This is a genomic window from Rhodoluna sp. KAS3, assembly GCF_026000575.1.
In the GTDB taxonomy this organism is placed as follows: Bacteria; Actinomycetota; Actinomycetes; order Actinomycetales; family Microbacteriaceae; genus Rhodoluna.
In genome coordinates this window covers 795,202-815,404 of record NZ_AP026910.1, presented here as the reverse complement: position 1 = coordinate 815,404, position 20,203 = coordinate 795,202, and the positions used below count along the sequence as shown (strand labels likewise).

At 53.2% G+C, this 20,203-nt stretch carries 17 protein-coding genes and 2 tRNA genes; 12 read left to right on the top strand and 7 right to left on the bottom strand.

Translation table 11 applies throughout. From position 1 onward, the window contains the following. Nucleotides 1-48: 48 nt before the first annotated feature. Nucleotides 49-489: a single-stranded DNA-binding protein gene (locus OO731_RS04045; protein WP_264889754.1), complete on the top strand. Its 441-nt coding sequence runs from the start codon at nucleotides 49-51 to the stop codon at nucleotides 487-489. Between the two features lie 227 nt (nucleotides 490-716). Further along, a complete protein-coding gene (ettA, locus tag OO731_RS04040; RefSeq protein WP_264889753.1) occupies nucleotides 717-2,399 on the top strand; it encodes an energy-dependent translational throttle protein EttA in 1,683 nt (560 codons plus the stop codon). A gap of 58 nt (nucleotides 2,400-2,457) precedes the next feature. Here ettA and OO731_RS04035 read toward each other — a convergent pair whose 3' ends face one another. Beyond that, entirely contained in the window at nucleotides 2,458-3,810 is a 1,353-nt protein-coding gene (locus tag OO731_RS04035) for a transaminase (protein ID WP_264889752.1), read from the bottom strand. Between the two features lie 80 nt (nucleotides 3,811-3,890). After that, nucleotides 3,891-4,781 carry an acyl-CoA thioesterase II gene (locus OO731_RS04030; protein ID WP_264889751.1) on the bottom strand — a complete coding sequence of 297 codons (891 nt, stop codon included), beginning with the start codon at nucleotides 4,779-4,781 and terminating at the stop codon, nucleotides 3,891-3,893. A gap of 56 nt (nucleotides 4,782-4,837) precedes the next feature. Here OO731_RS04030 and OO731_RS04025 point away from each other — a divergent pair, with 56 nt between their 5' ends. Then, complete coding sequence (locus tag OO731_RS04025) at nucleotides 4,838-5,500, top strand: hypothetical protein (RefSeq protein ID WP_264889750.1); 663 nt, start codon at nucleotides 4,838-4,840, stop codon at nucleotides 5,498-5,500. A gap of 13 nt (nucleotides 5,501-5,513) precedes the next feature. Here OO731_RS04025 and OO731_RS04020 read toward each other — a convergent pair whose 3' ends face one another. Genes OO731_RS04020 through pepN form a run of 3 tightly spaced genes read right to left on the bottom strand, consistent with a single transcriptional unit; the run spans nucleotide 5,514 to nucleotide 9,437 of the window. Further along, nucleotides 5,514-5,963, bottom strand: a complete 450-nt coding sequence (locus tag OO731_RS04020; RefSeq protein WP_138275511.1) for a globin — start codon at nucleotides 5,961-5,963, stop codon at nucleotides 5,514-5,516. After that, nucleotides 5,964-6,881, bottom strand: a complete 918-nt coding sequence (locus OO731_RS04015) for a mechanosensitive ion channel family protein (protein ID WP_264889749.1) — start codon at nucleotides 6,879-6,881, stop codon at nucleotides 5,964-5,966. Further along, nucleotides 6,882-9,437 carry an aminopeptidase N gene (pepN, locus tag OO731_RS04010; protein ID WP_264889748.1) on the bottom strand — a complete coding sequence of 852 codons (2,556 nt, stop codon included), beginning with the start codon at nucleotides 9,435-9,437 and terminating at the stop codon, nucleotides 6,882-6,884. It lies immediately after the preceding gene. A 71-nt stretch (nucleotides 9,438-9,508) separates the two neighbouring features. On the opposite strand from pepN, the gene OO731_RS04005 reads away from it, so the two are divergent. From OO731_RS04005 to OO731_RS03995, 3 genes are read left to right on the top strand one after another with little or no spacing between them, the layout of a single operon-like run. Further along, on the top strand, nucleotides 9,509-10,708 hold the full coding sequence (locus OO731_RS04005; RefSeq protein WP_264889747.1) for a cation:proton antiporter: 1,200 nt from the start codon (nucleotides 9,509-9,511) through the stop codon (nucleotides 10,706-10,708). A 2-nt stretch (nucleotides 10,709-10,710) separates the two neighbouring features. Beyond that, nucleotides 10,711-11,181, top strand: a complete 471-nt coding sequence (locus OO731_RS04000) for a ribose-5-phosphate isomerase (RefSeq protein WP_138275507.1) — start codon at nucleotides 10,711-10,713, stop codon at nucleotides 11,179-11,181. An 8-nt stretch (nucleotides 11,182-11,189) separates the two neighbouring features. Next, the gene (locus tag OO731_RS03995) at nucleotides 11,190-11,990 is read left to right on the top strand and encodes a DNA-formamidopyrimidine glycosylase family protein (RefSeq protein WP_264889746.1); all 801 of its coding nucleotides are present in this window, start codon (nucleotides 11,190-11,192) and stop codon (nucleotides 11,988-11,990) included. 88 nt (nucleotides 11,991-12,078) lie between these two features. Here the strand turns inward: OO731_RS03995 and OO731_RS03990 are convergent. After that, nucleotides 12,079-12,149, bottom strand: a tRNA-Gly gene (locus OO731_RS03990). 100 nt (nucleotides 12,150-12,249) lie between these two features. Here OO731_RS03990 and OO731_RS03985 point away from each other — a divergent pair. The 6 genes from OO731_RS03985 to clpX all read left to right on the top strand — a co-directional run bounded on the left by OO731_RS03985 (nucleotide 12,250) and on the right by clpX (nucleotide 17,438). Continuing rightward, nucleotides 12,250-12,325: transfer RNA gene (locus OO731_RS03985), tRNA-Pro, on the top strand. An 88-nt stretch (nucleotides 12,326-12,413) separates the two neighbouring features. Next, a complete protein-coding gene (gene tig, locus OO731_RS03980; RefSeq protein ID WP_264889745.1) occupies nucleotides 12,414-13,730 on the top strand; it encodes a trigger factor in 1,317 nt (438 codons plus the stop codon). A gap of 87 nt (nucleotides 13,731-13,817) precedes the next feature. After that, nucleotides 13,818-14,762, top strand: coding sequence for a hypothetical protein (locus tag OO731_RS03975; RefSeq protein WP_264889744.1), 945 nt, complete (start codon nucleotides 13,818-13,820; stop codon nucleotides 14,760-14,762). Nucleotides 14,763-14,863: 101 nt separating this feature from the next. Further along, nucleotides 14,864-15,445 (top strand): ATP-dependent Clp protease proteolytic subunit, encoded by a 582-nt coding sequence (locus OO731_RS03970; RefSeq protein WP_138275504.1) that lies wholly within the window; start codon nucleotides 14,864-14,866, stop codon nucleotides 15,443-15,445. Nucleotides 15,446-15,465: 20 nt separating this feature from the next. Next, nucleotides 15,466-16,095 carry an ATP-dependent Clp protease proteolytic subunit gene (locus OO731_RS03965; protein WP_138275503.1) on the top strand — a complete coding sequence of 210 codons (630 nt, stop codon included), beginning with the start codon at nucleotides 15,466-15,468 and terminating at the stop codon, nucleotides 16,093-16,095. Between the two features lie 65 nt (nucleotides 16,096-16,160). Then, on the top strand, nucleotides 16,161-17,438 hold the full coding sequence (clpX, locus tag OO731_RS03960) for an ATP-dependent Clp protease ATP-binding subunit ClpX (protein ID WP_264889743.1): 1,278 nt from the start codon (nucleotides 16,161-16,163) through the stop codon (nucleotides 17,436-17,438). Nucleotides 17,439-17,513: 75 nt separating this feature from the next. Here the strand turns inward: clpX and valS are convergent, their stop codons facing one another. Next, nucleotides 17,514-20,141, bottom strand: a complete 2,628-nt coding sequence (gene valS, locus OO731_RS03955) for a valine--tRNA ligase (RefSeq protein WP_264889742.1) — start codon at nucleotides 20,139-20,141, stop codon at nucleotides 17,514-17,516. Nucleotides 20,142-20,203 lie beyond the last annotated feature (62 nt).

Genomic DNA, 20,203 nt, shown 5'->3' with positions numbered 1-20,203 from the left:
ATACACACCGATAGCAACCGGCTCTCGGAGTAAAGAGAAAGGCAAAAAATGTCGGAGTCGCTCGCAGTTTCTGGTTTAGTGGCAACAACACCGCGTCATCTGGTTACCCAGGACGGACTACCAATCACGTCTTTTCGACTGGCATCATCGCAACGGCGCTTTGATCGCTCAGCTAATAAATGGGTCGACGGCGAGACCAACTGGTTCACCGTCACCGCATTCCGCCAATTGGCAATCAACGCAGCGGGTTCCGTTTCCAAGGGTGATCGAGTCACGCTTTTCGGCAGACTTCGAGTTCGCGATTGGGACAACGGCGAACGCGCCGGTACCTCGGTTGAAATTGAGGCGGACAGCCTCGGGCACGACCTAACCTGGGGCAGTTCGGTGTTTACCAGAACGGTTCTGGTTCGAGAGTTTGACGAGTCGGAAGAACCACCGGCCATGATCGACGACGCACCCGAGTTGGTTGGCGCCGGTAAAACCAAGTAAGCCTCTGCAAAGCCACTGAGTCGTTTTGCCCCTCAAGGCGGCTCAGTCCAAACCTCCTACCCCTTGGGAGGGCGGCACCCTCTAGTTTTGGATTGCATTCTCAGGCTCATTTTGAAGCCAATTTTGGTCGGGTAAACTTATACCCACAGCAATCTCACGGCTAGAGGGTGCCATTTCTCTTTGTGGCCCGGCTGCTTCAAATTTCTACCGAAAGTGACCAATTTCACATGGCTGAATTCATCTATCAGATGATCAAGGCGCGAAAAGCGCACGGCGACAAAGTAATCCTCGATGATGTAACCCTGGCTTTTTTGCCAGGTGCAAAAATCGGTGTTGTCGGACCAAACGGAGCAGGTAAGTCAACCGTTCTGAAAATTATGGCTGGCCTTGACACCCCAAGTAATGGTGAGGCCCGACTAAGCCCAGAGCACACCGTTGGCATTCTTATGCAGGAGCCGCCGCTTGACGAGACCCTGACCGTTCTTGGCAACGTTGAGCTGGCCGTGAAGGACACCAAGGCCAAGTTGGACCGCTTCAATGAAATCTCAGCTTTGATGGCCGAGCCAGATGCCGACTTTGATGCCCTGCTTGAAGAGATGGGTCACCTGCAGGAGCAAATTGACCACCTTGACGCGTGGGATCTCGACTCGCAGCTTGAGCAGGCAATGGATGCGCTGCGCTGCCCACCGGGCGACACTCCAGTAACTAACCTTTCAGGTGGTGAGCGTCGCCGAGTCGCCCTATGTAAGTTGCTGCTTGAGAAGCCTGACCTGCTACTTCTTGACGAACCGACTAACCACCTCGACGCCGAGTCTGTCCTATGGCTAGAGCAGCACCTAGCCAAGTATCCGGGTGCTGTATTGGCTGTTACCCACGACCGATACTTCCTTGACAACGTTGCCCAGTGGATCCTTGAATTGGACCGAGGCCGCGCCTACCCATACGAGGGTAACTACTCGACCTACCTAGAGAAGAAGCGTGAACGTCTTGAGGTACAGGGTAAGAAAGATGCCAAACTAGCCAAGCGTCTTAGCGAAGAACTTGACTGGGTTAGATCTTCACCGAAGGCACGCCAGACTAAGTCAAAGGCGCGTTTGGCCAAGTATGAAGAGATGGCTGCTGAGGCGGACCGCACCAGAAAGCTGGACTTTGAAGAAATTCAGATTCCAATGGGTCCACGTCTCGGTGACATTGTTATTGAAGCCAAGAACCTGCAAAAGGGTTTTGATGGTCGTTCGTTGATCAACGGCCTATCCTTCAGCCTGCCTCGCAACGGAATCGTTGGTGTTATTGGTCCAAACGGTGTTGGAAAGTCAACGCTGTTCAAGACCATTGTTGGCCTCGAAAAACTTGATGGCGGTGACTTGAAGATTGGTGAGACCGTCAAGATTTCCTATGTTGACCAGTCTCGCGAAGGAATCGATCCGAACAAGAGCCTTTGGGAAGTCGTGTCAGGCGGCCTCGACTACATGCAGGTCGGAAACCAAGAAGTGCCTTCACGTGCCTACGTCGCAGCCTTTGGATTTAAGGGCCCAGACCAGCAGAAGGCTGCCGGAGTGCTTTCCGGCGGTGAGCGTAACCGCCTAAACCTTGCCCTAACTCTGAAGCAGGGCGGAAACCTACTGCTCCTTGACGAACCAACCAACGACTTGGATGTTGAGACCCTGGGTAGCCTCGAAAACGCTTTGTTGGCCTTCCCTGGCTGTGCAGTTGTGATTACCCACGACCGTTGGTTCCTGGACCGTGTGGCATCACACATCCTGGCCTACGAGGGCAGCGATGACAACCCAGATCAGTGGTACTGGTTTGAAGGTAACTTCGAAGCGTACGAAGAAAATAAAATTGCCCGCCTAGGTGCCGATGCGGCCAAACCGCACCGCTCCACCTATCGCCGCCTGACTCGCGACTAAAACAGGCAAATGAAAAGGCCCACTCATTGAGTGGGCCTTTTCATTTAATCGGACGGGATTAGCCAACCAATTCTTTTATGGCGTCTTCGAATACAGCGTTGTGCTTCTCAACATCCGCCAGGGTTGTGGTTGGGCACATGAGAGCCATGTTGTGGAACGGTGTCAAAAGAATTCCACGATTCACCAGGTAGAGGTGGAGGAAGTCCTCTAGTTCGGCATCGGCTGAATGATAAGCATCGGTGCCATTTTTCGGGTACGGCTTCGCAAAGCGGTATTCTGCGCGGGCGCCCAATTGGTTTATCGACCAAGGTAGGTTGTACCGATTGAATAGTTCGTCGACGCCGTCGGTGAAAACTGTGGCCAGATCAATCATGTACTTGAAGTTATCTTCGGTCAGAACATGCTCAAGCGTGGCTCGCATAGCTGCCACCTGAAGCGGGTTGCCGGCAAGGGTCCCACCCACGCCACCCATGTCTACTAGGTCCAGGTCGGTTCGGCTCAATACTTTTTCAGCGAATGCTTCACTCAATCCGTAAGTTCCGGTCGGAATTCCACCGGCAATAGCCTTGCCAATAACAAAAACGTCAGGCTCGAGTCCGTCCCGCTTTGTCATGCCTCCGTAGCCGGCTGAGAACGTGTGAGTTTCGTCGATGATCAGCAGCGCGCCATACTTTCGTGTCAGTTCGCGGACTCCGGCAAGATATCCAGGTTCAGGCAGGACGATACCGATGTTGGTCAAGGCCGGTTCCATCAGTACCGCGGCAACATCGCCGTTCTTTAGCTGCCTTTCGAGGCCTTCAAGGTCATTAAATTCAGCCACACGAGACGTCATAGTCACATCGACGGGGGAGCCAACGTTGCCGGGTCTGCTCATGCCTTCGCCATCTGGACCAACCACAATTAATGCCTCATCCACAGAACCGTGGTAGCAGTAGGCGTTGAACAAGATCTTTGGTTTGCCGGTGATGGCACGAACCAGGCGAATTGCCCAACGGTTGGCGTCGGTTGCGGTCAGCGAAAAGCTCCACTTGGTCATTCCAAAGCGCTCGGTCAGGTTTCGGGCAACCCACTCGGCATCCTCAGTTGGCAGCATCACAGTCAGGCCGCCTTTGTCTTTTACCTGATTGGTAATGGCATCGACAACAGCTGGAGCTGAGTGCCCTGCCATGGCTCCGGTGTCACCAAGGGCAAAGTCGATGTACTCATGGCCGTCAATGTCCCAAATTCGATTACCGACTGCCCGGTCAAAGTAAATCGGGAACCCGCCGGCTTTTTTGTTCATCCAAGTCATCGGAACTTTGCCAAATAGGTGGTTGGCATTCTGGTAGGCCGCTTTTGATTTTGGATTGCGCTCAGCAAATGTTGCCTGCTCGCGCGCGTAGAGTGCTGATAATTTCTCGCGATTAATCATTCGAACCAATGGTCCATTCCTGGGTCCCCCGCCAGTGCTCCTATGCGCTGACTACTGCCCGAACTCCAGAGGATATGCCTCTAGTCTGCCATTTCTGGAACCCGAACCATACCTTCTTGAGCCACCGTGGCTAGCAGTTGTCCATCCCGGCTAAAAATCTTGCCCATTGCCAGCCCACGACCACCCTGAGCGCTCGGGGATTCTTGAACATAGAGCATCCAGCCATCTACCTTTGCCTGGCGGTGGAACCACATTGCATGGTCAAGGCTGGCCGATTTAAGTCCCGGATGCGACCAGGCAATTCCATGAGCGCGGTAAATGCTCTCCAGAATCGAATAGTCGCTGGCATAGGCCAAGGCTGCGGTGTGGAGAGTCAGGTCATCAGGCATTGTTCCGAGTGCCTTCAGCCAGACTGCCTGGTGCGGCACCTGCTCGCCTTGGACAGAGAAATAGATCGGTGAGCCGACATGTCTCATGTCAAAAGGTCTGGCCTTGGCCCAGTATTGGGCAACTGGGTGCGGGTTTTCACCGATTAGTTCCGCAGCGCTCGGGAGCGTCTCAGGGTCGGGAATTCCTGCAGGAAATGCGTCTTGGTGTTCAAGGCCCGGGTCCGTTACCTGAAACGAGGCGATCATCGAGAAAATCGGCTCGCCCTTTTGGTAGGCCTGGACTCTGCGGGTGCTGAAAGAACGGCCGTCGCGGAGGCGATCTACCGAAAAAGTAATCGGCAGGTTTATGTCTCCTGGGCGCAGAAAGTATCCGTGAAGTGAGTGAACGAAACGGTTTTCAACCGTTCTGGTGGCAGCCACAAGACTTTGGGCTAGTACCTGACCGCCAAATACGCGGCCGTGCGGCATCCACTGGCTGGGCCCCGTAAAAATGTCTTCGCGAGTCTTCGCGCCGTTTGCATCGCTGAGGTTGAGCGTGGCAATCATTTCTTCCAAAGGATTATTTGGGATTGTAGTGTTCATGAGTTACTCATCTCGGATAGGCAACTTTGCCGGATACAGGCTAGTTTAGACACGTCATGATTAACCCGTTTTACCTAGCTGATGAGCAGACCGCAGCCGATCTCCAATCGTTCCTCAACCGCGCCAAGCGACTTGATCCAGAGGGCTTGGTGCGCTTGCGTGCCTTCGGGAACGTCCTAGCTGCTTATGTGGCCCCGATTTTCTCAGGAAACCTGATGGATTCAGGGCCGACCGTGCTTGGCCTCCGTACCTGCGAACTGGCGGAACCAGCTGAGGTAGATGTCTTGGTTCCGATTGCTGCTGTGTTGGAAAGATTGGCCCGCCTGCTTGGGGATTCTGAAACCAAAGAATTCAAAATTCAGATGATTGAGACCCAGCGTGCACCTTGGGCTGGTATCTCACCTCCACGCCAGGGTTGGGTCCAGATGGGCGCAATCAACGAGGTTCGACTAACCCAAATTGCTCGCGATGGAATCGCTGAAGTAGCAGCCTCTTTGCCCGAATCGGTCGGAGGCCCTATTGCTGCCCGAATCAGGGGTGAGATTTGGGGAAGAGGAATTGACCTCGAGACCAAGGTTCCGACCGGAGCCGCTTTCGTTGCTGCAGGCCTTGGATTCCTTACCGAAAACGAAGAAGTCGGCCTGTATCACGCTGATGGTTGGGTGCGTTTGAGTAGCCAACACGGGCACGTTCTTGCCAAGGTCGCTACCAAGTTCTAGCTGTTACTGAGGCTCAGTCCTCGTAGGTGTTCAGCATCGATGTTGCCGCGCGCTCCAGGTAGCCCCAAAGTTCGGCTTCTTGTAGTTGAGGTAGTGACAAACTGGCCACCGCCACTCTCATGTGGTTCAGCCAGCGGTCGCGAGCATCAGGATTTATTTTGTATGGGTTGTGACGCATTCTCAGCCGCGGGTGGCCACGTTCTTCCTGGTACGTGGTTGGGCCACCCCAATACTGCTCCAAGAATAATTGCATGCGGCGGGCAGCGGGGGCTAAGTCGCCTTCCGGGTACATTGGGCGCAAAACTTCATCGCCGGCTATGCCCTCATAAAACTTATTTGCCAGCTTTTCAAAGGTTGCCGAACCGCCGATTTGCTCGTAAAAGTTGCCACCAACATGGGTTCCATCGGTGCCCTTAATTCGTACCGGCTCAACTCGGCCGGCTTCCTCAAAGCCATTGGCCATTTACTGCGCTGCCTTGCCCGCAATTTCGACGTACACCGATTGGTTACCGGTAGCCAACTTGATTTGCTCTCGATCCAGCGCTGCTTTGATTTGAGCACGCATGGCGCGTGCGACTGCATCTTGCTTCTCAGGTTTGACTTGCTGGGCAAGTCGAATGACCACCTGGGCGCCGTTTAGTGCCTCGATGCCCCAAACCTCGTGTGTTCCAATTAGTGCCGGAGCCAGTGTTTCATCGAGAGCAATCTGAGAAGCCGCGTTAGAGATTGCTGCGGTGGCTTTGGCGATGTCGGTTTGGTACTCCAGTGGAACATCCAAAACAACGCGTGACCAGCCCTGCGATGAGTTACCAACTCGAACAACCTCACCATTTCGCACATACCAAAGCGTTCCTGAAGAGTCACGAACCTGGGTTACTCGCAGGCCAACGTTTTCGACGACTCCAGTGGCCTGGCCAAGGTCAACCGAGTCACCAACCCCGTATTGGTCTTCGAAGACTATGAAGAGACCGGTAATAAGGTCGCGGACCAGGCTCTGAGCACCAAAACCTAGGGCGGCACCCAAGATTCCAGCGCCGGCAACCAAGGCGCCGACAGCAACACCAAGCTCGCTGAGAATCATGGTTACTGCAACTATGTAGATCGTCCATCGGATGAAATTGCTCAGTACCGATCCCATAGTCTGAGCACGCTGAACGAGTCGAGCTTTGGCTAGGGGAGAAGCATCTGAAGAGGCCACGGCCTTTTTGCCTGTGCCTTTTTTGGCGCCCGAAATAATTCCGGCGACGATTCTCTTCACCGACAGCAGCAGAGCTATTCGCAGCACGATTGCCGCGAAGATGATTAGCCCAAGTCGGATCAGAGTGCTCCAGTCGCGCCAAGCGGTTTCAAACCAATCAAGTGCCACAGTAATCTCTGGCATTTACGCCTCCAAGTCTCTTTTTTGTGCCTTCAACGCGCGCTCCACGTTAGCGAGGTTCTCTACCAAAATTCTTCGAAGCGCTGGAATTTCGACAATCTCGGGGCGATCAAGCCATTCCCGAGTCTTGTTGGCCAACGAATCGTTGGCCAGAACTGCCGGGTACAGATTTTCCATGAGGTACTCGGCGATTTTGAACGTGTTGCTGGTCCAGATACGCACTGCGTTGTCAAAATACTTGTCAACGAATGGTTCCAACAGGCTGGCATCCTGGGTGCGAACAAAGCCGAGGCTCGCAGCGTTCACCAGCACATTTGAAAGCTCATTGGTCTCGGTAAGTTGGTGCCAAGCTGCGGTTTTTGCCTCCGCGGTCGGAATGGCTGCCACCGCCGCGGCATGTGCGCGCTGACCGTTCGAGGTGTTGTCTGAAGCAAGCTCATCGTCAAGCCGTGTCTTTTCGACGCGCCCGCCAACTGCCAGGCCAGTGAGCAACTCCCATCGCAGGTCTGCATCAATCGCAAGGCCAGCTAGCTGTTCGTCTCCATTCAAGATGGCAGCTAGGGCATCAAGTTGATCTGACCCGGTGGCAAATTGCGCAAAGAATTTCGTGAACTGCAACTGGGCGTCTGAACCGGCTTCGGCCTCACGTGCCAGTTTCAAAAGGCCAGCTCCGATTTCTCTAAGAGTCCCGGCGCGGTGCTCTTCAGCCACAAACATGTTTCCGGCTGTGATTAGTTGACGCAGCAAGGTGAGCATCGTGGTGGATTCGGACTCTGTACCGATGTTGTTCAGTACCAGCTTGATAAAGTCACGCGGACTTGCTTCTGCGTCGCGCGTGGCATCCCATGCGGCACCCCAAATCAATGTGCGGGCCAATGAATCTTCAAAACTGCTCAGGTGTTCCAGTGCAGTGTTCCAGGACTTGTCATCGAGTCGAATTTTGGCGTAAGCCAAGTCATTGTCATTGAGTAGAACGAGGTCAGGGCGCTGAAGGCCCACCAACTGGATAACTTCGGTGCGGCTTCCGTCTACGTCCAGCTCAACTCGGTGTTCACGCTGGAGTTTTCCGTCAATGAGGTTGTAGAAGCCGATTGCCATTCGGTGCGGGCGAATCGTCGGGTATTCGGGCACGGCTGTTTGAGTCACAGCAAAGCTGGTGATTCTTCCAGATTCATCGGTGGAAATCTCAGGCCGCAGGGTATTGACTCCCGCTGTCTCAAGCCAAAGCTTTGACCAACTGCGCAGTTCTCGACCTGAGGTCTCCTCGAGTTCAACCAAAAGGTCCTCGAGTTCAGTGTTTCCAAAGGCATGCTTCTTAAAGTACTGCGCAACACCGGCAAGAAATTTCTCTTGGCCGACCCAGGCAACCAACTGCTTCAACACCGATGCACCCTTGGCGTAGGTGATTCCATCGAAGTTGACCTGAACATCAGCTAGGTCATTGATTTCGGCAACGATCGGGTGAGTGGAAGGAAGTTGATCCTGGCGGTAGGCCCATGACTTCTCAAGCGCGGTGAAGGTTGTCCAGGCACCTTTCCATTCGGTGGCTTCGGCTGTGGCCAATGTCGAGGCATACTCGGCAAAGGACTCGTTGAGCCAGAGATCATTCCACCACTTCATCGTTACCAGGTCGCCGAACCACATGTGAGCCAGCTCGTGCAAAATTGTTACCACGCGGCGTTCGCGAATTGCGTCAGTTACTTTGGACCTAAATACGTAGGTTTCGGTAAAAGTAACCGCGCCAGCGTTTTCCATAGCGCCGGCGTTGAATTCGGGAACAAAGAGCTGATCGTACTTTTCGAATGGGTATGGCTGATCAAAAGCTTTTTCGTAAAATTCGAATCCCTGTCGAGTTTTTTCGAACACGTAATCGGCGTCCATGAATTCAGCTAACGAGGCTCGGCAAAAGACGCCAAGTGGAATCTCTCGGCCATCGGCGCTCTTAAGTTCGCTGCGAATCTCGGTGTATGGGCCGGCAATAAGCGCTGTGATGTAGCTCGAGATGACCGGAGTCGGCTTGAAGGTCCAGGTTGAATTGACCTGATCGAGCTGATCCACTGACTCAGTAGGTTGGTTTGAAATAACCTTCCACTCGGTCGGAGCGGTGACAACAAATTTGAAGGTTGCTTTTAGATCCGGCTGCTCGAAAACCGCGTACATGCGTCGTGAATCAGGAACTTCGAATTGACTGTAGAGATAGACCTCGTTGTCAACTGGGTCGACAAATCGGTGAAGGCCCTCACCGGTGTTCATGTAAATTGCCTTGGCTTCAATCAAGAGGTCATTTTCGGCCTCGAGATTCGGCAGCGTAATTCGAACGCCATCCGAAACCTCAGCCGGGTCAAGCTCAACGCCGTTCAGGCAAACACGCTGCACTGATTCGGTAATTGCATCGATAAAGGTGCTTGCGCCTGGCTGATTAGCTGAAAACTTAACGCGGGTGCTGGAACCAAATGTTTTGTCGCCGGTAGTGAGGTCCAACTTAACCTCATAGCTTGCGACCTTGATAAGTTCAGCGCGCTCTTGCGCCTCTTTACGGGTTAGGTTCTCTCCAGGCATCGTCTCTCCAAGCATCGGTTTATTAGACAGGGCTAGCCTAATCGCTGTGATTTATAAGGGATAATCGTTTAATGGGGTCACCGATTACTGCAACAAATTCAACCTGGGTCGAAAGCATGGCCCTGGCAGAAATCGGTCTGGTTTTGCTGGTCCTGGGCGTTGCAGCTTTCGTTGCCGTAAAAGTAAAACTTTCAGTCGTACCGTTCTATTTGGTAATCGGGCTTTCGCTCGGCAAAGGCGGCTTGGTTCCGCTTGACCTAAGTGAAACTTTTCTCGATACCGGCGCCCAGCTAGGTGCCATTCTCTTGCTGCTTATGCTCGGTCTTGAGCACTCCGGGCCAAATCTTGCGGCTGCATTTATGGAACGCAAGTCGATAGGTGCCATCGATTTCTTTTTGAATGCTGTTCCCGGTGCTCTAATCGGTTTGCTTCTGGGTTGGGGAATTTTGGGGGCCGTTGTGCTCGGAGGAATCACCTACGTGAGCTCTTCCGGTATCGCAGCCCAGATGATGAAGGAAACTGGCTGGCAGAGGTCTGAGGTATCGCGCCGGGTAACCACAGTTTTGGTTGTCGAAGACCTAACGCTCGCTCCATATCTTCCTTTGCTAACCACGCTGGTTACCGGTGCAGGGGCTATCGCCGGGTTTATTTCAGTCACCGTGGCCATCTTGGTAACGGCTGTCGCGCTAGTGATTTCGTTCCGCGGAGAAAACGCCCTCGGAAAACTCATTAACACTCAGGCGCAGGGTGGTTTGCTGCTGTCGGTATTCGGTGCTGCCCTGCTGGCCGCCGGTTCGGCTGAATTGGTCGGGTTCTCATCTGCCGTTGCCGCGTTTTTGGTCGGACTAGCGCTCACCGGTGAGGTTGCCCACGCGGTTCGCCTCAGATTGGCGCCACTTAGAGATTTGTTTGCTGCGATTTTCTTTCTATTCTTTGGCTTGAGTGTTTCGCCGGCCGAGATGATTGACGTACTTCCGTTGGCCGTTGTGCTTACCGCCCTCGGTATTGCCGGAAAAATGTATGTGGGTTGGAATATCGCCCGCGACATGTCAGACGGTAACGCGTGGAAACGTGCTGGAGCATTCCTGATCCCAAGAGGTGAGTTCTCAATCGTGATCGCCGGCCTTGCCGCCAGCACTAGTTTTGGCGGTCAATTGCAGGCTTTGACGATTACCTACGTTTTGCTCACCTCGCTCGCAGCTTCAATTGCGTTGCGTTCGTTCAGGAGCAGCTTCGAAAAGGCCCGGGCCAAAAAGAAGCCTAAACTTTAAGCATGCGCATTCACATTGCAACCGATCACGCAGGTCTCGAACTAAGCCACTTTTTGATTCGTGAATTGACCAAAATGGGTCACGAAGTTTTTGATCACGGCCCATCGTCCTACGACCCGCTTGATGACTACCCAAGCTTTTGCATCAATGCTGCGCTTGCCGTTGTAGCGGATCAGCAGGCCCAGGTTCAGTCGCTCGGTATTGTCCTAGGCGGATCTGGTAACGGTGAGCAAATCGCTGCTAACAAAGTAAAGGGCATTCGTGCAGCCTTGGCCTGGAATGAGTCAACCGCTGTTTTAGCCCGTCAGCACAATGATGCCAACGTAATTGCAGTAGGAGCTCGTCAGCACTCACCTGACGAAGTCCTACGACTTATCGAACTTTTCATCGGCGAGCCATTCAGCCAGGATGAACGCCACCAGCGTCGCATCGCGAAAATTGCAACCTACGAGCAAACCGGCGACATCCTCTAGGGGCTTGGGTGCCTGAAGGTCACACCGTCCATAGAACGGCCAACGAGTTCAATAAGAAGTTCGCGGACACGCGTTTGGTCATAACCTCGCCACAGGGCAGGTTCTCAGATTCTGCTCGATTAGTCTCTGATCGCAATCTCACCCGAGCAAAAGCCATCGGTAAGCAGTTGTTCTTGAGGTTTGACAACGATCTGATTCTGAGAATTCACCTCGGAATCTATGGCAAATGGACCTGGTCGAACGTGAACCCCGATGCTGTGCCGGATCCAGTAGGTCAAGTGCGGGCGAGGTTCTTCAACGGTGAGGTTTTGGCCGATCTTCGGGGGCCTACCGTTTGCGAGGTAATTTCGGCAGCCGAGGCGCAAATTGTAGAGCGGCGGTTGGGGCCGGATCCGCTTAATCCAGACCCTGATTTGGCAGAACTTGCCAGGTTCGTTGAGCGAGTTCGTGCCTCCAGAACATCCATAGGCCAACTGTTGATGAATCAGGAAGTTATTGCCGGAATTGGAAACGTCTATCGGGCCGAGCTTCTCTTTAGAGCTGGAATAAGCCCCTTTACTCCAGGTTATTCCTTGCCGACGGAATTGGTTGAAAACATGTGGCGCGATTCGGTTGATCTCATGAAGGTTGGAGTGAAAACCGGATTCATGATTACCCGAGATGAATTGCTAACCAAGAAGCCGAAAAAGGCCGATCGCAATTTTGTCTATAAGCGCGAAGGCCTGCCTTGCCGAGTATGCGGAACAAACATTTCAATCGAAATAATGGCCACTCGAAAGCTCTACTTTTGCTCCAAATGCCAGGACTAATTGGTCAATAGGGCATCCTCGTTCAAACAAAAAAAGACCTCTCGGTGGAGGTCTTTTTTTATTTGAAACTCAAGCAATTACTTGCCAGAGCGGGCGACGGGAATCGAACCCGCACCATCAGTTTGGAAGACTGAGGCTCTACCATTGAGCTACGCCCGCGGGTACTGAACCGATTTTCGTAAATCGGCGCAACAAGACCATTCTATGGGATAGTATTACTGAGGTTGTTCAGTCAGAGAGAAATTTCTGAAGAAACCACCGGGGTGTAGCGTAGTGGCTAGCGCGCCTGCTTTGGGAGCAGGATATCGCAGGTTCGAGTCCTGTCACCCCGACCAAAAGGTCCATCGCCACTTATGGGCCATTGAAATAAAACCGGCTCGTCTTCCTACGGAGGCGGGCCATTTTCAAAATCAGGAGAAACCCTTGAAAACTGCAGTAGAACACATCAAGCCAACTCGCGCGAAGCTGACTATTGAGGTGACTCCAGAGGAGTTCCGCCCAAGCATCGACCACGCCTACGAGCACATCGCAGAGAGTGTAAACATTCCTGGCTTCCGCAAGGGTAAGGTTCCTGCTGCAATTCTTGACCAGCGCGTTGGTCGCCCAGCTGTATTGGCTCACGCCATCAACGACGGTCTTGACTCGGTCTACCGCCAGGCCCTAGAAGAGAGCAAGCTGCGCCCTCTTGGCCAGCCTTCTGCAGACATCAAGCAGAGCCCAGACGAGAACACCTTCGAAGGTAACTTGATCGTTGAGATCGAGGTTGAGGTTCGTCCTGAGCTCGAGCTCAAGGAGTACAAGGGTCTAGCCGTTAAGGTTGACGACATCAAGGTTGAAGCTAAGGAAGTTGAGGAGGAGCTCGACGCTCTTCGCGCCCGCTTTGGCACCTTGAAGACTGTAGAGCGCCCTGCCAAGAAGGGTGACTTCACCACCATCGACCTAGTTGCTGCGATTGATGGCAAGACCATCGACTCAGCAGAGAACATCTCATACGAGGTTGGCTCAGGCAACCTGCTTGACGGAATCGACGAGGCTCTTGACACGCTTACCGCCGGCGAATCAACCACCTTCAAGTCAAAGTTGGTTGGTGGCGACCAGGCTGGCAACGAAGCTGAGATTTCAGTAACCCTTACCGCTGTCAAGGAGCGCGAGCTCCCAGCTGCTGACGACGCATTTGCTCAGCTAGCCAGCGAGTTTGACACCATCGCAGAGCTAAAGTCTGACCTTGAAAAGCAGATCGAGCGCTCAAAGACCTATGGTCAGGGAATTCAGGCTCGTGACTTGGTTACCGACAAGTTGCTAGAACTAATCGATGTTCCTGTTTCAGATGAACTTGTTCAGGCTGACGTCAACCGCCACCTTGAGGGCGAGGGTCGTCTAGAAGATGACAAGCACCGCGCCGAAGTTCTTGAGCAGAGCACACGCTCATTCAAGGTTCAGATGTTGCTAGACGCAATTGCTGAGAAGGAAGAGCTCAAGGTATCTGAGCAGGAGCTGCTTCAGTACCTAGTTCAGGCATCACAGCAGTACGGAATGACTCCGAATGACTTCATCAAGGCAATCAGCGAGCAGGGCCAGGTTCCGATGTTCGTAGCCGAGGTTGCTCGTCGCAAGGCGCTTACCGTGGTTCTTGAGGCTGCAACAGTTACCGATTCAAAGGGTAAGGCTGTTGACCTATCTGAATTCACCAAGTCTGATGTTCAGGTTGCAGATGACCACGAGGGTCACGACCACGACTAAAGATAGCTTTTTGAAAAGCCCCGTCATTCTGACGGGGCTTTTCTTTTGGCTGTAGCCTTGCGGTAGTAAAAGATTCTGGGGGGAATCATGCACAAGCATCATGTTCTGACCGGTGGAATAGCAGCCACCATTGCGGCGATAGTGTCGGTAACTGCTTGGCTTGTCGTCGATTCAAATTTGGCGGCCTCAAATGCTGCCTCTGCGGGAACATACGCCTGCTTCAAAGCCAAAACCGGACAGGTTTTTTTGCGAACAAAATGCGCCACCGGAGAAAAACGCGTTCTGATCAACACTTCAGGCGTTCAGGGAGAGCGCGGCTATTCAAACTTTGAACTAGCTCAGCAGAATGGGTTTGCCGGAACAGTTTCCGAATGGCTCAAAACTCTAGTTGGACCGGCGGGACGTGACGGTTCAGGCTCAACCGGTGCGACAGGGCCAACCGGTCCTGCCGGTCCTGCCGGGCCTGCTGGTGCCACCGGAGCGGCAGGTGCAGCCGGACTGGTTCCGTTGTTTGGCGCCTTTTACGACACTGCAAGTCACTACAACACGGTCGACGATCTACCGCCTTCTGCTTGGGGTGGCACAGCAACTACTAATGCCAACGTTCCACATGTAATCAAGCTCAATTCGACCTATCAAAATGGTGAGCCGTTAGCTAACGGCATTTCTATTGTGGATGGTTCAAAAATTACAGTGACTAAGACTGGTTTTTACAACGTCCAGTTTTCTAGCGTTTTTGATAAGAAAAACACCGGCGACGATGTCGTAGAAATTTGGGCTCGTAAAGACGGCACGGACGTCGCCTGGACTAACACCACCTTCATCGTTCCAACCAGCGCAGCGGCCGGAGGAGCCATCGTGGCCGCTTGGAACTTTTTGATTTACATTGAAGCGGGTACCGGAAAGTATGCCGAACTTTTCTGGGCGTCGAGTGAGGGAAGTGTCCGGGTAGAGGGTGTTGCCCCTCAAACCAGTCCGCTAGTTAGACCGGGAATACCATCGACGATTCTTACGGTCACTCAGGTCGGATAGCAGAGGATTAGCCACGCTTTAGCCACGGGCGAACAAGCCCCTCTTTTTGCTGTTTTGCCAGTTATGTTTGTCAGGCAACCTCAAGAAATAGGAGTTCTTCAATGGCTGACTCACCAAAAGGCCCAAGCAGCACTTTTGATCGTCTACTAAAAGACCGAATCATTTGGCTTGGCACCGAAGTTAGAGACGATATGGCAAATGAGATCTGTGCCAAGATCTTGCTTCTAGCCGCGGAAGACTCACAAAAGGACATTTACCTTTACATCAACTCGCCTGGCGGTTCAATCACCGCGGGTATGGCTATTTACGACACCATGCAGTACGTGCCAAATGACATCGTCACAGTTGGCATTGGCATGTGTGCTTCGATGGGGCAGTTCCTGCTTTCATCGGGAACCAAGGGCAAGCGCTATGCGACTCCAAACACACGAGTACTGCTACACCAGCCTCATGGTGGATTCGGCGGAACGGCTTCAGACATTCAGACCCAGGCCGAGCTCATCATGTCCATGAAGCGTCAATTGGCTTCAATTACTGCTGAGCAGACCGGAAAGACCGTCGAGCAAATCATGCTGGACGGCGACCGTGACCGCTGGTTCAGTGCTGAACAGGCCCTCGAATACGGTTTCATCGACCACATCCAAAAGTACGCAGCCGGCGAAACCGGCGTAGGCGCTAACTAGATTTCGGTTTAGGAGAAACCATGAACTCGAACATTTTCCAGAGCCCAGAGGCCCGCTACATTCTTCCGACCTTCGAGGAGCGCACCTCCTATGGTTTCAAGCGTCAGGACCCATACAACAAGCTCTTCGAAGACCGAATTGTCTTTCTAGGTGTTCAGGTTGACGACGCGTCTGCCGATGACATCATGGCCCAACTCTTGGTGCTGGAGTCCCAGGACCCAGACCGCGACATCACCATGTACATCAACTCACCAGGTGGTTCGTTCACCGCTATGACTGCAATTTACGACACCATGCAGTACATCCGTCCACAGATCCAGACCGTCTGCCTTGGCCAGGCGGCCTCGGCCGCAGCTGTGCTGTTGGCTGCCGGTGCTCCGGGCAAGCGTTTGGCTCTACCTAACGCGCGTGTTCTAATCCACCAGCCTTCAACCGGTGATGCTGGTCGTGGCCAAGCTTCAGACATCGAAATTCAGGCCAAAGAGATCATGCGCCTTCGTGAGTGGTTAGAGAGCACGCTGTCAAAGCACTCCAAGCGCAGCGTTGCTGAGGTCAATAAAGACATCGATCGTGACAAGATCCTGACTGCTCCAGAGGCCCTGGACTATGGGCTTATCGATCAGGTGCTTACTTCGCGCAAAAACGCGTAAAACTCGAATAATGCGGATGGGCGAGGCTCATCCGCATTGTCGCTTCTAGGCAATAAGGTTTTTCTATGACTCAGCTCAGCGAATCAAGCGATATGCTCAAGTGCTCTTTTTGCGGAAAGAGCCAAAAGCAAGTTCGCAAACTCATCGCCGGTCCAGGTGTGTACATCTGTGACGAGTGCATCGAGCTGTGCAACGAAATTATTGAAGAGGAACTTGGCGCTGCGGTTGCTGAAGGTGTCGAAGAAATCGACCTTCCAAAACCTCGCGAAATCAAGGGCTTCCTTGACGAATACGTGATTGGCCAGGATCAAGCCAAAAAGGCCCTGGCAGTAGCCGTTTACAACCACTACAAGCGTCTTCGCAGTCGCGGCACACTCACTGCTGCTGGTAAAGAACACGACTCAATTGAAATTGCCAAATCAAACATTTTGATGATTGGCCCAACCGGTTGTGGCAAGACTTACTTGGCCCAGACTCTGGCAAAGCGTTTGAACGTTCCGTTTGCTGTTGCCGACGCAACTGCATTGACCGAGGCCGGCTACGTTGGTGAGGACGTTGAAAACATTCTCCTCAAACTTCTTCAGGCTGCCGATTTTGACGTCAAGCGCGCCGAAACCGGAATCATCTACATTGATGAGATCGACAAAATCTCTAGAAAAGCTGAGAACCCATCAATTACCCGCGATGTATCCGGTGAGGGTGTCCAGCAGGCTCTGTTGAAAATCCTGGAGGGCACAGTTGCCTCTGTTCCTCCTCAGGGTGGGCGCAAGCACCCGCAGCAAGAATTTATCCAACTAGACACGACGAACGTTCTGTTTATCGTGGCCGGTGCTTTTGCCGGGCTTGAAGAAATTATTTCTGCTCGAGCGGGTAAAAAGGGCATTGGATTTGGTTCGCCAATTGCGGGTAAGAACGACAACGTTGAAATCTTCACCGAGGTTCAACCAGAGGATCTTCGTAAGTTTGGTCTAATTCCTGAGTTCATAGGCCGCCTGCCAGTTTTGGCAACGGTGACCCCACTTGACCGAAGTGCCCTGATGCAAATTCTCACCGAACCAAAGAACGCTCTCGTGAAGCAGTATCAGAGGATGTTCGAGCTTGACGGTTTTGAACTGGAGTTTGATCACGAGGCTCTGGTTGCAATTGCCGATCTAGCCGTTGCCCGCGAAACTGGAGCGCGTGGTTTGCGCGCAATCATGGAAGAGATTCTTGGCCCAGTGATGTTCGAGATCCCGGGCAGTGAAGTTCAGGGTGTTGTGCGTATTACCGAGTCTGTGGTGACCACAGGTGCCCAACCGGCAGTCGAACCTTTCAAGTCAACTCGACAGTCGAAGTCAGCCTAGTTGTCTAGGTCTTGACCGAATTTAATTAAAAAAAATCCCGCCTGAGGTTTTCTCGGGCGGGATTTTCTTTGAGCTCTAGGCTTCAGGAACCTCGGCCAGGATGACGTCAACCATAGCGAGTTCCTCGCCCTCGGCGTAACCCAAAGTTGCGATTCGGCCCACTGATTTGAGGTCAGCTTCAAGTAGGCGCAGGCTGGTTAGAACGGTTGCCGGGGCCTCGATGACAGCAGATTCGACCGCTGCTTTCATAGAGACTTTGGCATCAGACTTTGCTTTGCGTACGCCAACCAAGGCGGTTGCTGCTAACTCAAGTAAGCCGTGGTTTGAGGCGTCTAGTCCAGCGATGAGGTCATCCGTGGTTGGCCAGGCCGCGCGGTGGATTGAACCCGCATCCTTTTGCCACCAACCCCACACCTCATCAGTTGCAAATGGCAAGAATGGAGCGAAAAGGCGCAACATTGTGTGAAGTGCTTTACGAAGAGCGATTGCCGCCGAAGCCTGCTGTGCTGGCGAAACCGAACCATCTGCGTTGTAGGCGCGGTCCTTGACGAGCTCGAGGTAGTTATCGGTGAAGCCCCAGAAGAACTTCTCGGTAAGTTCGAGTGCCTTGGTGTGGTCGTATGCTTCGAAGGCATCGGTTGCAGCAGTAATTACGTCGGCAAGGCTCAAAAGCATGGCCTGGTCTACTGGTTCGGTAACCTCGGTTGAACCCGCAGGCACTTCAAACGACAGTGCAAACTTGGCAGCATTCAGCAGCTTCACTGCAAGTCTGCGACCAACCTTCATCTGACCTTCGTCAAAGGCAGCATCGGTGCCCAAGCGGGCCGAAGCTGCCCAGTAGCGGACTGCGTCCGCACCATGGTTGTCAATTGGCTCAGCAGGAACAACCACGTTGCCCTTTGACTTCGACATCTTCTTGCGGTCAGGGTCCAGAATCCAACCTGAGATTGCCGCGTTAGTCCACGGAAGCTCGCCATGCTCCTGCTCGGCACGCAGGAGGGTTGAGAACAGCCAGGTGCGGATGATGTCTTGGCCCTGTGGGCGCAAATCGTATGGGAAGACCTTGGCAAACTTCTCCGGATCCTCAATCCATCCGCCAGCAAGCTGAGGCGTCAAAGAAGATGTGGCCCAGGTGTCCATGATGTCCATTTCGCCGACAAAGCCGCCAGCAACTCCGCGCTGTGCTGCAATGTATCCGTCTGGAACATCGGTTGAAGGGTCGATAGGAAGCTGATTCGCTGCCGGTACCAGAGGCGAATCGAAGTTGGTTTCACCGTTTGCGTCAATTGGGTACCAAACTGGAATTGGCACACCGAAGAATCGTTGACGAGAAATTAGCCAGTCACCGGTGAGGCCATTTACCCAGTTCTCGAATCTGACGCGCATGAAATCAGGCACAAAGTTAAGGTCTTTGCCCAGCTCGATTAGTCGTTCGCGAAGTGCTGCATCGCGACCGCCATTACGGATGTACCACTGGCGAGTAGAAACAATCTCGAGAGGCTTGTCACCCTTTTCGAAAAACTTAACGTCGTGGGTAATCGGCTTTGGGTCGCCAACCATGTCACCGGACTCTTTGAGTAGCTCTACGACTCGCTGTTTAGCCGAGAATACGGTTTTGCCAACCAACTCGGCATAAGCTGCCCTGCCCTTTTCAGAGGTAATTGCCTCAGGCATTTCCTCGATGATTCGACCATCCCAGCCAAGGATTGCTCGGTTAGGTAGGTCTAGCTCGCGCCACCAAATTACGTCGGTTACGTCACCAAAGGTACAGATCATGGCAATGCCTGAGCCCTTGTCAATTTGAGCCAAGCGGTGGGCGACGACTGGAACTTCGACACCGAATAGGGGAGTGGTGACCGTCTTACCGAAGAGGGACTGGTAGCGCTCGTCATCTGGGTGCGCTACGAGGGCAACACAAGCTGGCAAAAGCTCAGGTCGGGTGGTCTCAATGAAAATCTTGCCCTCAGGACCGTCAAAACCTAGACGGTGGTAAGCGCCAGGTTGTTCACGATCTTCAAGTTCTGCCTGAGCCACAGCGGTGCGGAAGGTGATGTCCCACAGGGTAGGTGCCATCGACTGGTAGGCCTCGCCGCGTTCGAGGTTGTTCAAGAAAGCCTTTTGTGAAACCGCGATGGCCGCAGGCGAAATGGTTTGGTAGGTCTGGTTCCAGTCAACTGAAAGGCCAAGACGGCGCCAGAGCGCTTCAAACTGCTTCTCGTCCTCAGTAGTTAGCTTTTCGCACAATTCGATGAAGTTGCGGCGTGAAATTGGGACCTGGTCTGCAGCCTTCGAAGACTTGTTGTCTCCGCCCTCGAATGGTGGAACAAAGCCTTCTACGTAAGGCAGTGACGGGTCGCAGCGAACACCGAAGAAATTCTGGACCCTACGTTCGGTCGGAAGTCCGTTGTCATCCCAACCCATCGGGTAGTAGACCTCGTAGCCTGACATGCGCTTGAAACGCGCAACCACATCGGTGTGGGTGTAGCTAAAGACGTGTCCAACGTGAAGTGAGCCTGAAACGGTTGGAGGAGGGGTATCAATTGAATAAATCTGCTCGCGGGTAGCTTCACGGCGGAAGTGGTAGGTGCCGTCTTCTTCCCAGCGCAGAGCCCATTTGTCTTCCAGGCCTTCGACGCCCACCTTTTCTGGGGTGGTAGCAGGGGCAAGGATGTTGCTCAATGAGCCAGATGAGGCAGTATTCACGCTGTAAGTCTCCAAAAAAAGGGTTTGTTACAGGTTAACATTGATAGTAGAAATCCTTCTGA

Excerpts from the sequence above, each read along its gene's own strand:
- OO731_RS04015 (WP_264889749.1), bottom strand. The coding sequence starts at position 6,881 with ATGCCAGAGATTACTGTGGCACTTGATTGGTTTGAAACCGCTTGGCGC.
- OO731_RS04025 (WP_264889750.1), top strand. The coding sequence starts at position 4,838 with ATGATTAACCCGTTTTACCTAGCTGATGAGCAGACCGCAGCCGATCTC.
- OO731_RS03965 (WP_138275503.1), top strand. The coding sequence starts at position 15,466 with ATGAACTCGAACATTTTCCAGAGCCCAGAGGCCCGCTACATTCTTCCG.
- OO731_RS03970 (WP_138275504.1), top strand. The coding sequence starts at position 14,864 with ATGGCTGACTCACCAAAAGGCCCAAGCAGCACTTTTGATCGTCTACTA.
- OO731_RS04045 (WP_264889754.1), top strand. The coding sequence starts at position 49 with ATGTCGGAGTCGCTCGCAGTTTCTGGTTTAGTGGCAACAACACCGCGT.
- OO731_RS04030 (WP_264889751.1), bottom strand. The coding sequence starts at position 4,781 with ATGAACACTACAATCCCAAATAATCCTTTGGAAGAAATGATTGCCACG.
- ettA (WP_264889753.1), top strand. The coding sequence starts at position 717 with ATGGCTGAATTCATCTATCAGATGATCAAGGCGCGAAAAGCGCACGGC.
- OO731_RS04020 (WP_138275511.1), bottom strand. The coding sequence starts at position 5,963 with ATGGCCAATGGCTTTGAGGAAGCCGGCCGAGTTGAGCCGGTACGAATT.
- OO731_RS03975 (WP_264889744.1), top strand. The coding sequence starts at position 13,818 with ATGCACAAGCATCATGTTCTGACCGGTGGAATAGCAGCCACCATTGCG.
- pepN (WP_264889748.1), bottom strand. The coding sequence starts at position 9,437 with ATGCCTGGAGAGAACCTAACCCGTAAAGAGGCGCAAGAGCGCGCTGAA.
- OO731_RS04035 (WP_264889752.1), bottom strand. The coding sequence starts at position 3,810 with ATGATTAATCGCGAGAAATTATCAGCACTCTACGCGCGCGAGCAGGCA.
- OO731_RS04000 (WP_138275507.1), top strand. The coding sequence starts at position 10,711 with ATGCGCATTCACATTGCAACCGATCACGCAGGTCTCGAACTAAGCCAC.
- OO731_RS04005 (WP_264889747.1), top strand. The coding sequence starts at position 9,509 with ATGGGGTCACCGATTACTGCAACAAATTCAACCTGGGTCGAAAGCATG.
- clpX (WP_264889743.1), top strand. The coding sequence starts at position 16,161 with ATGACTCAGCTCAGCGAATCAAGCGATATGCTCAAGTGCTCTTTTTGC.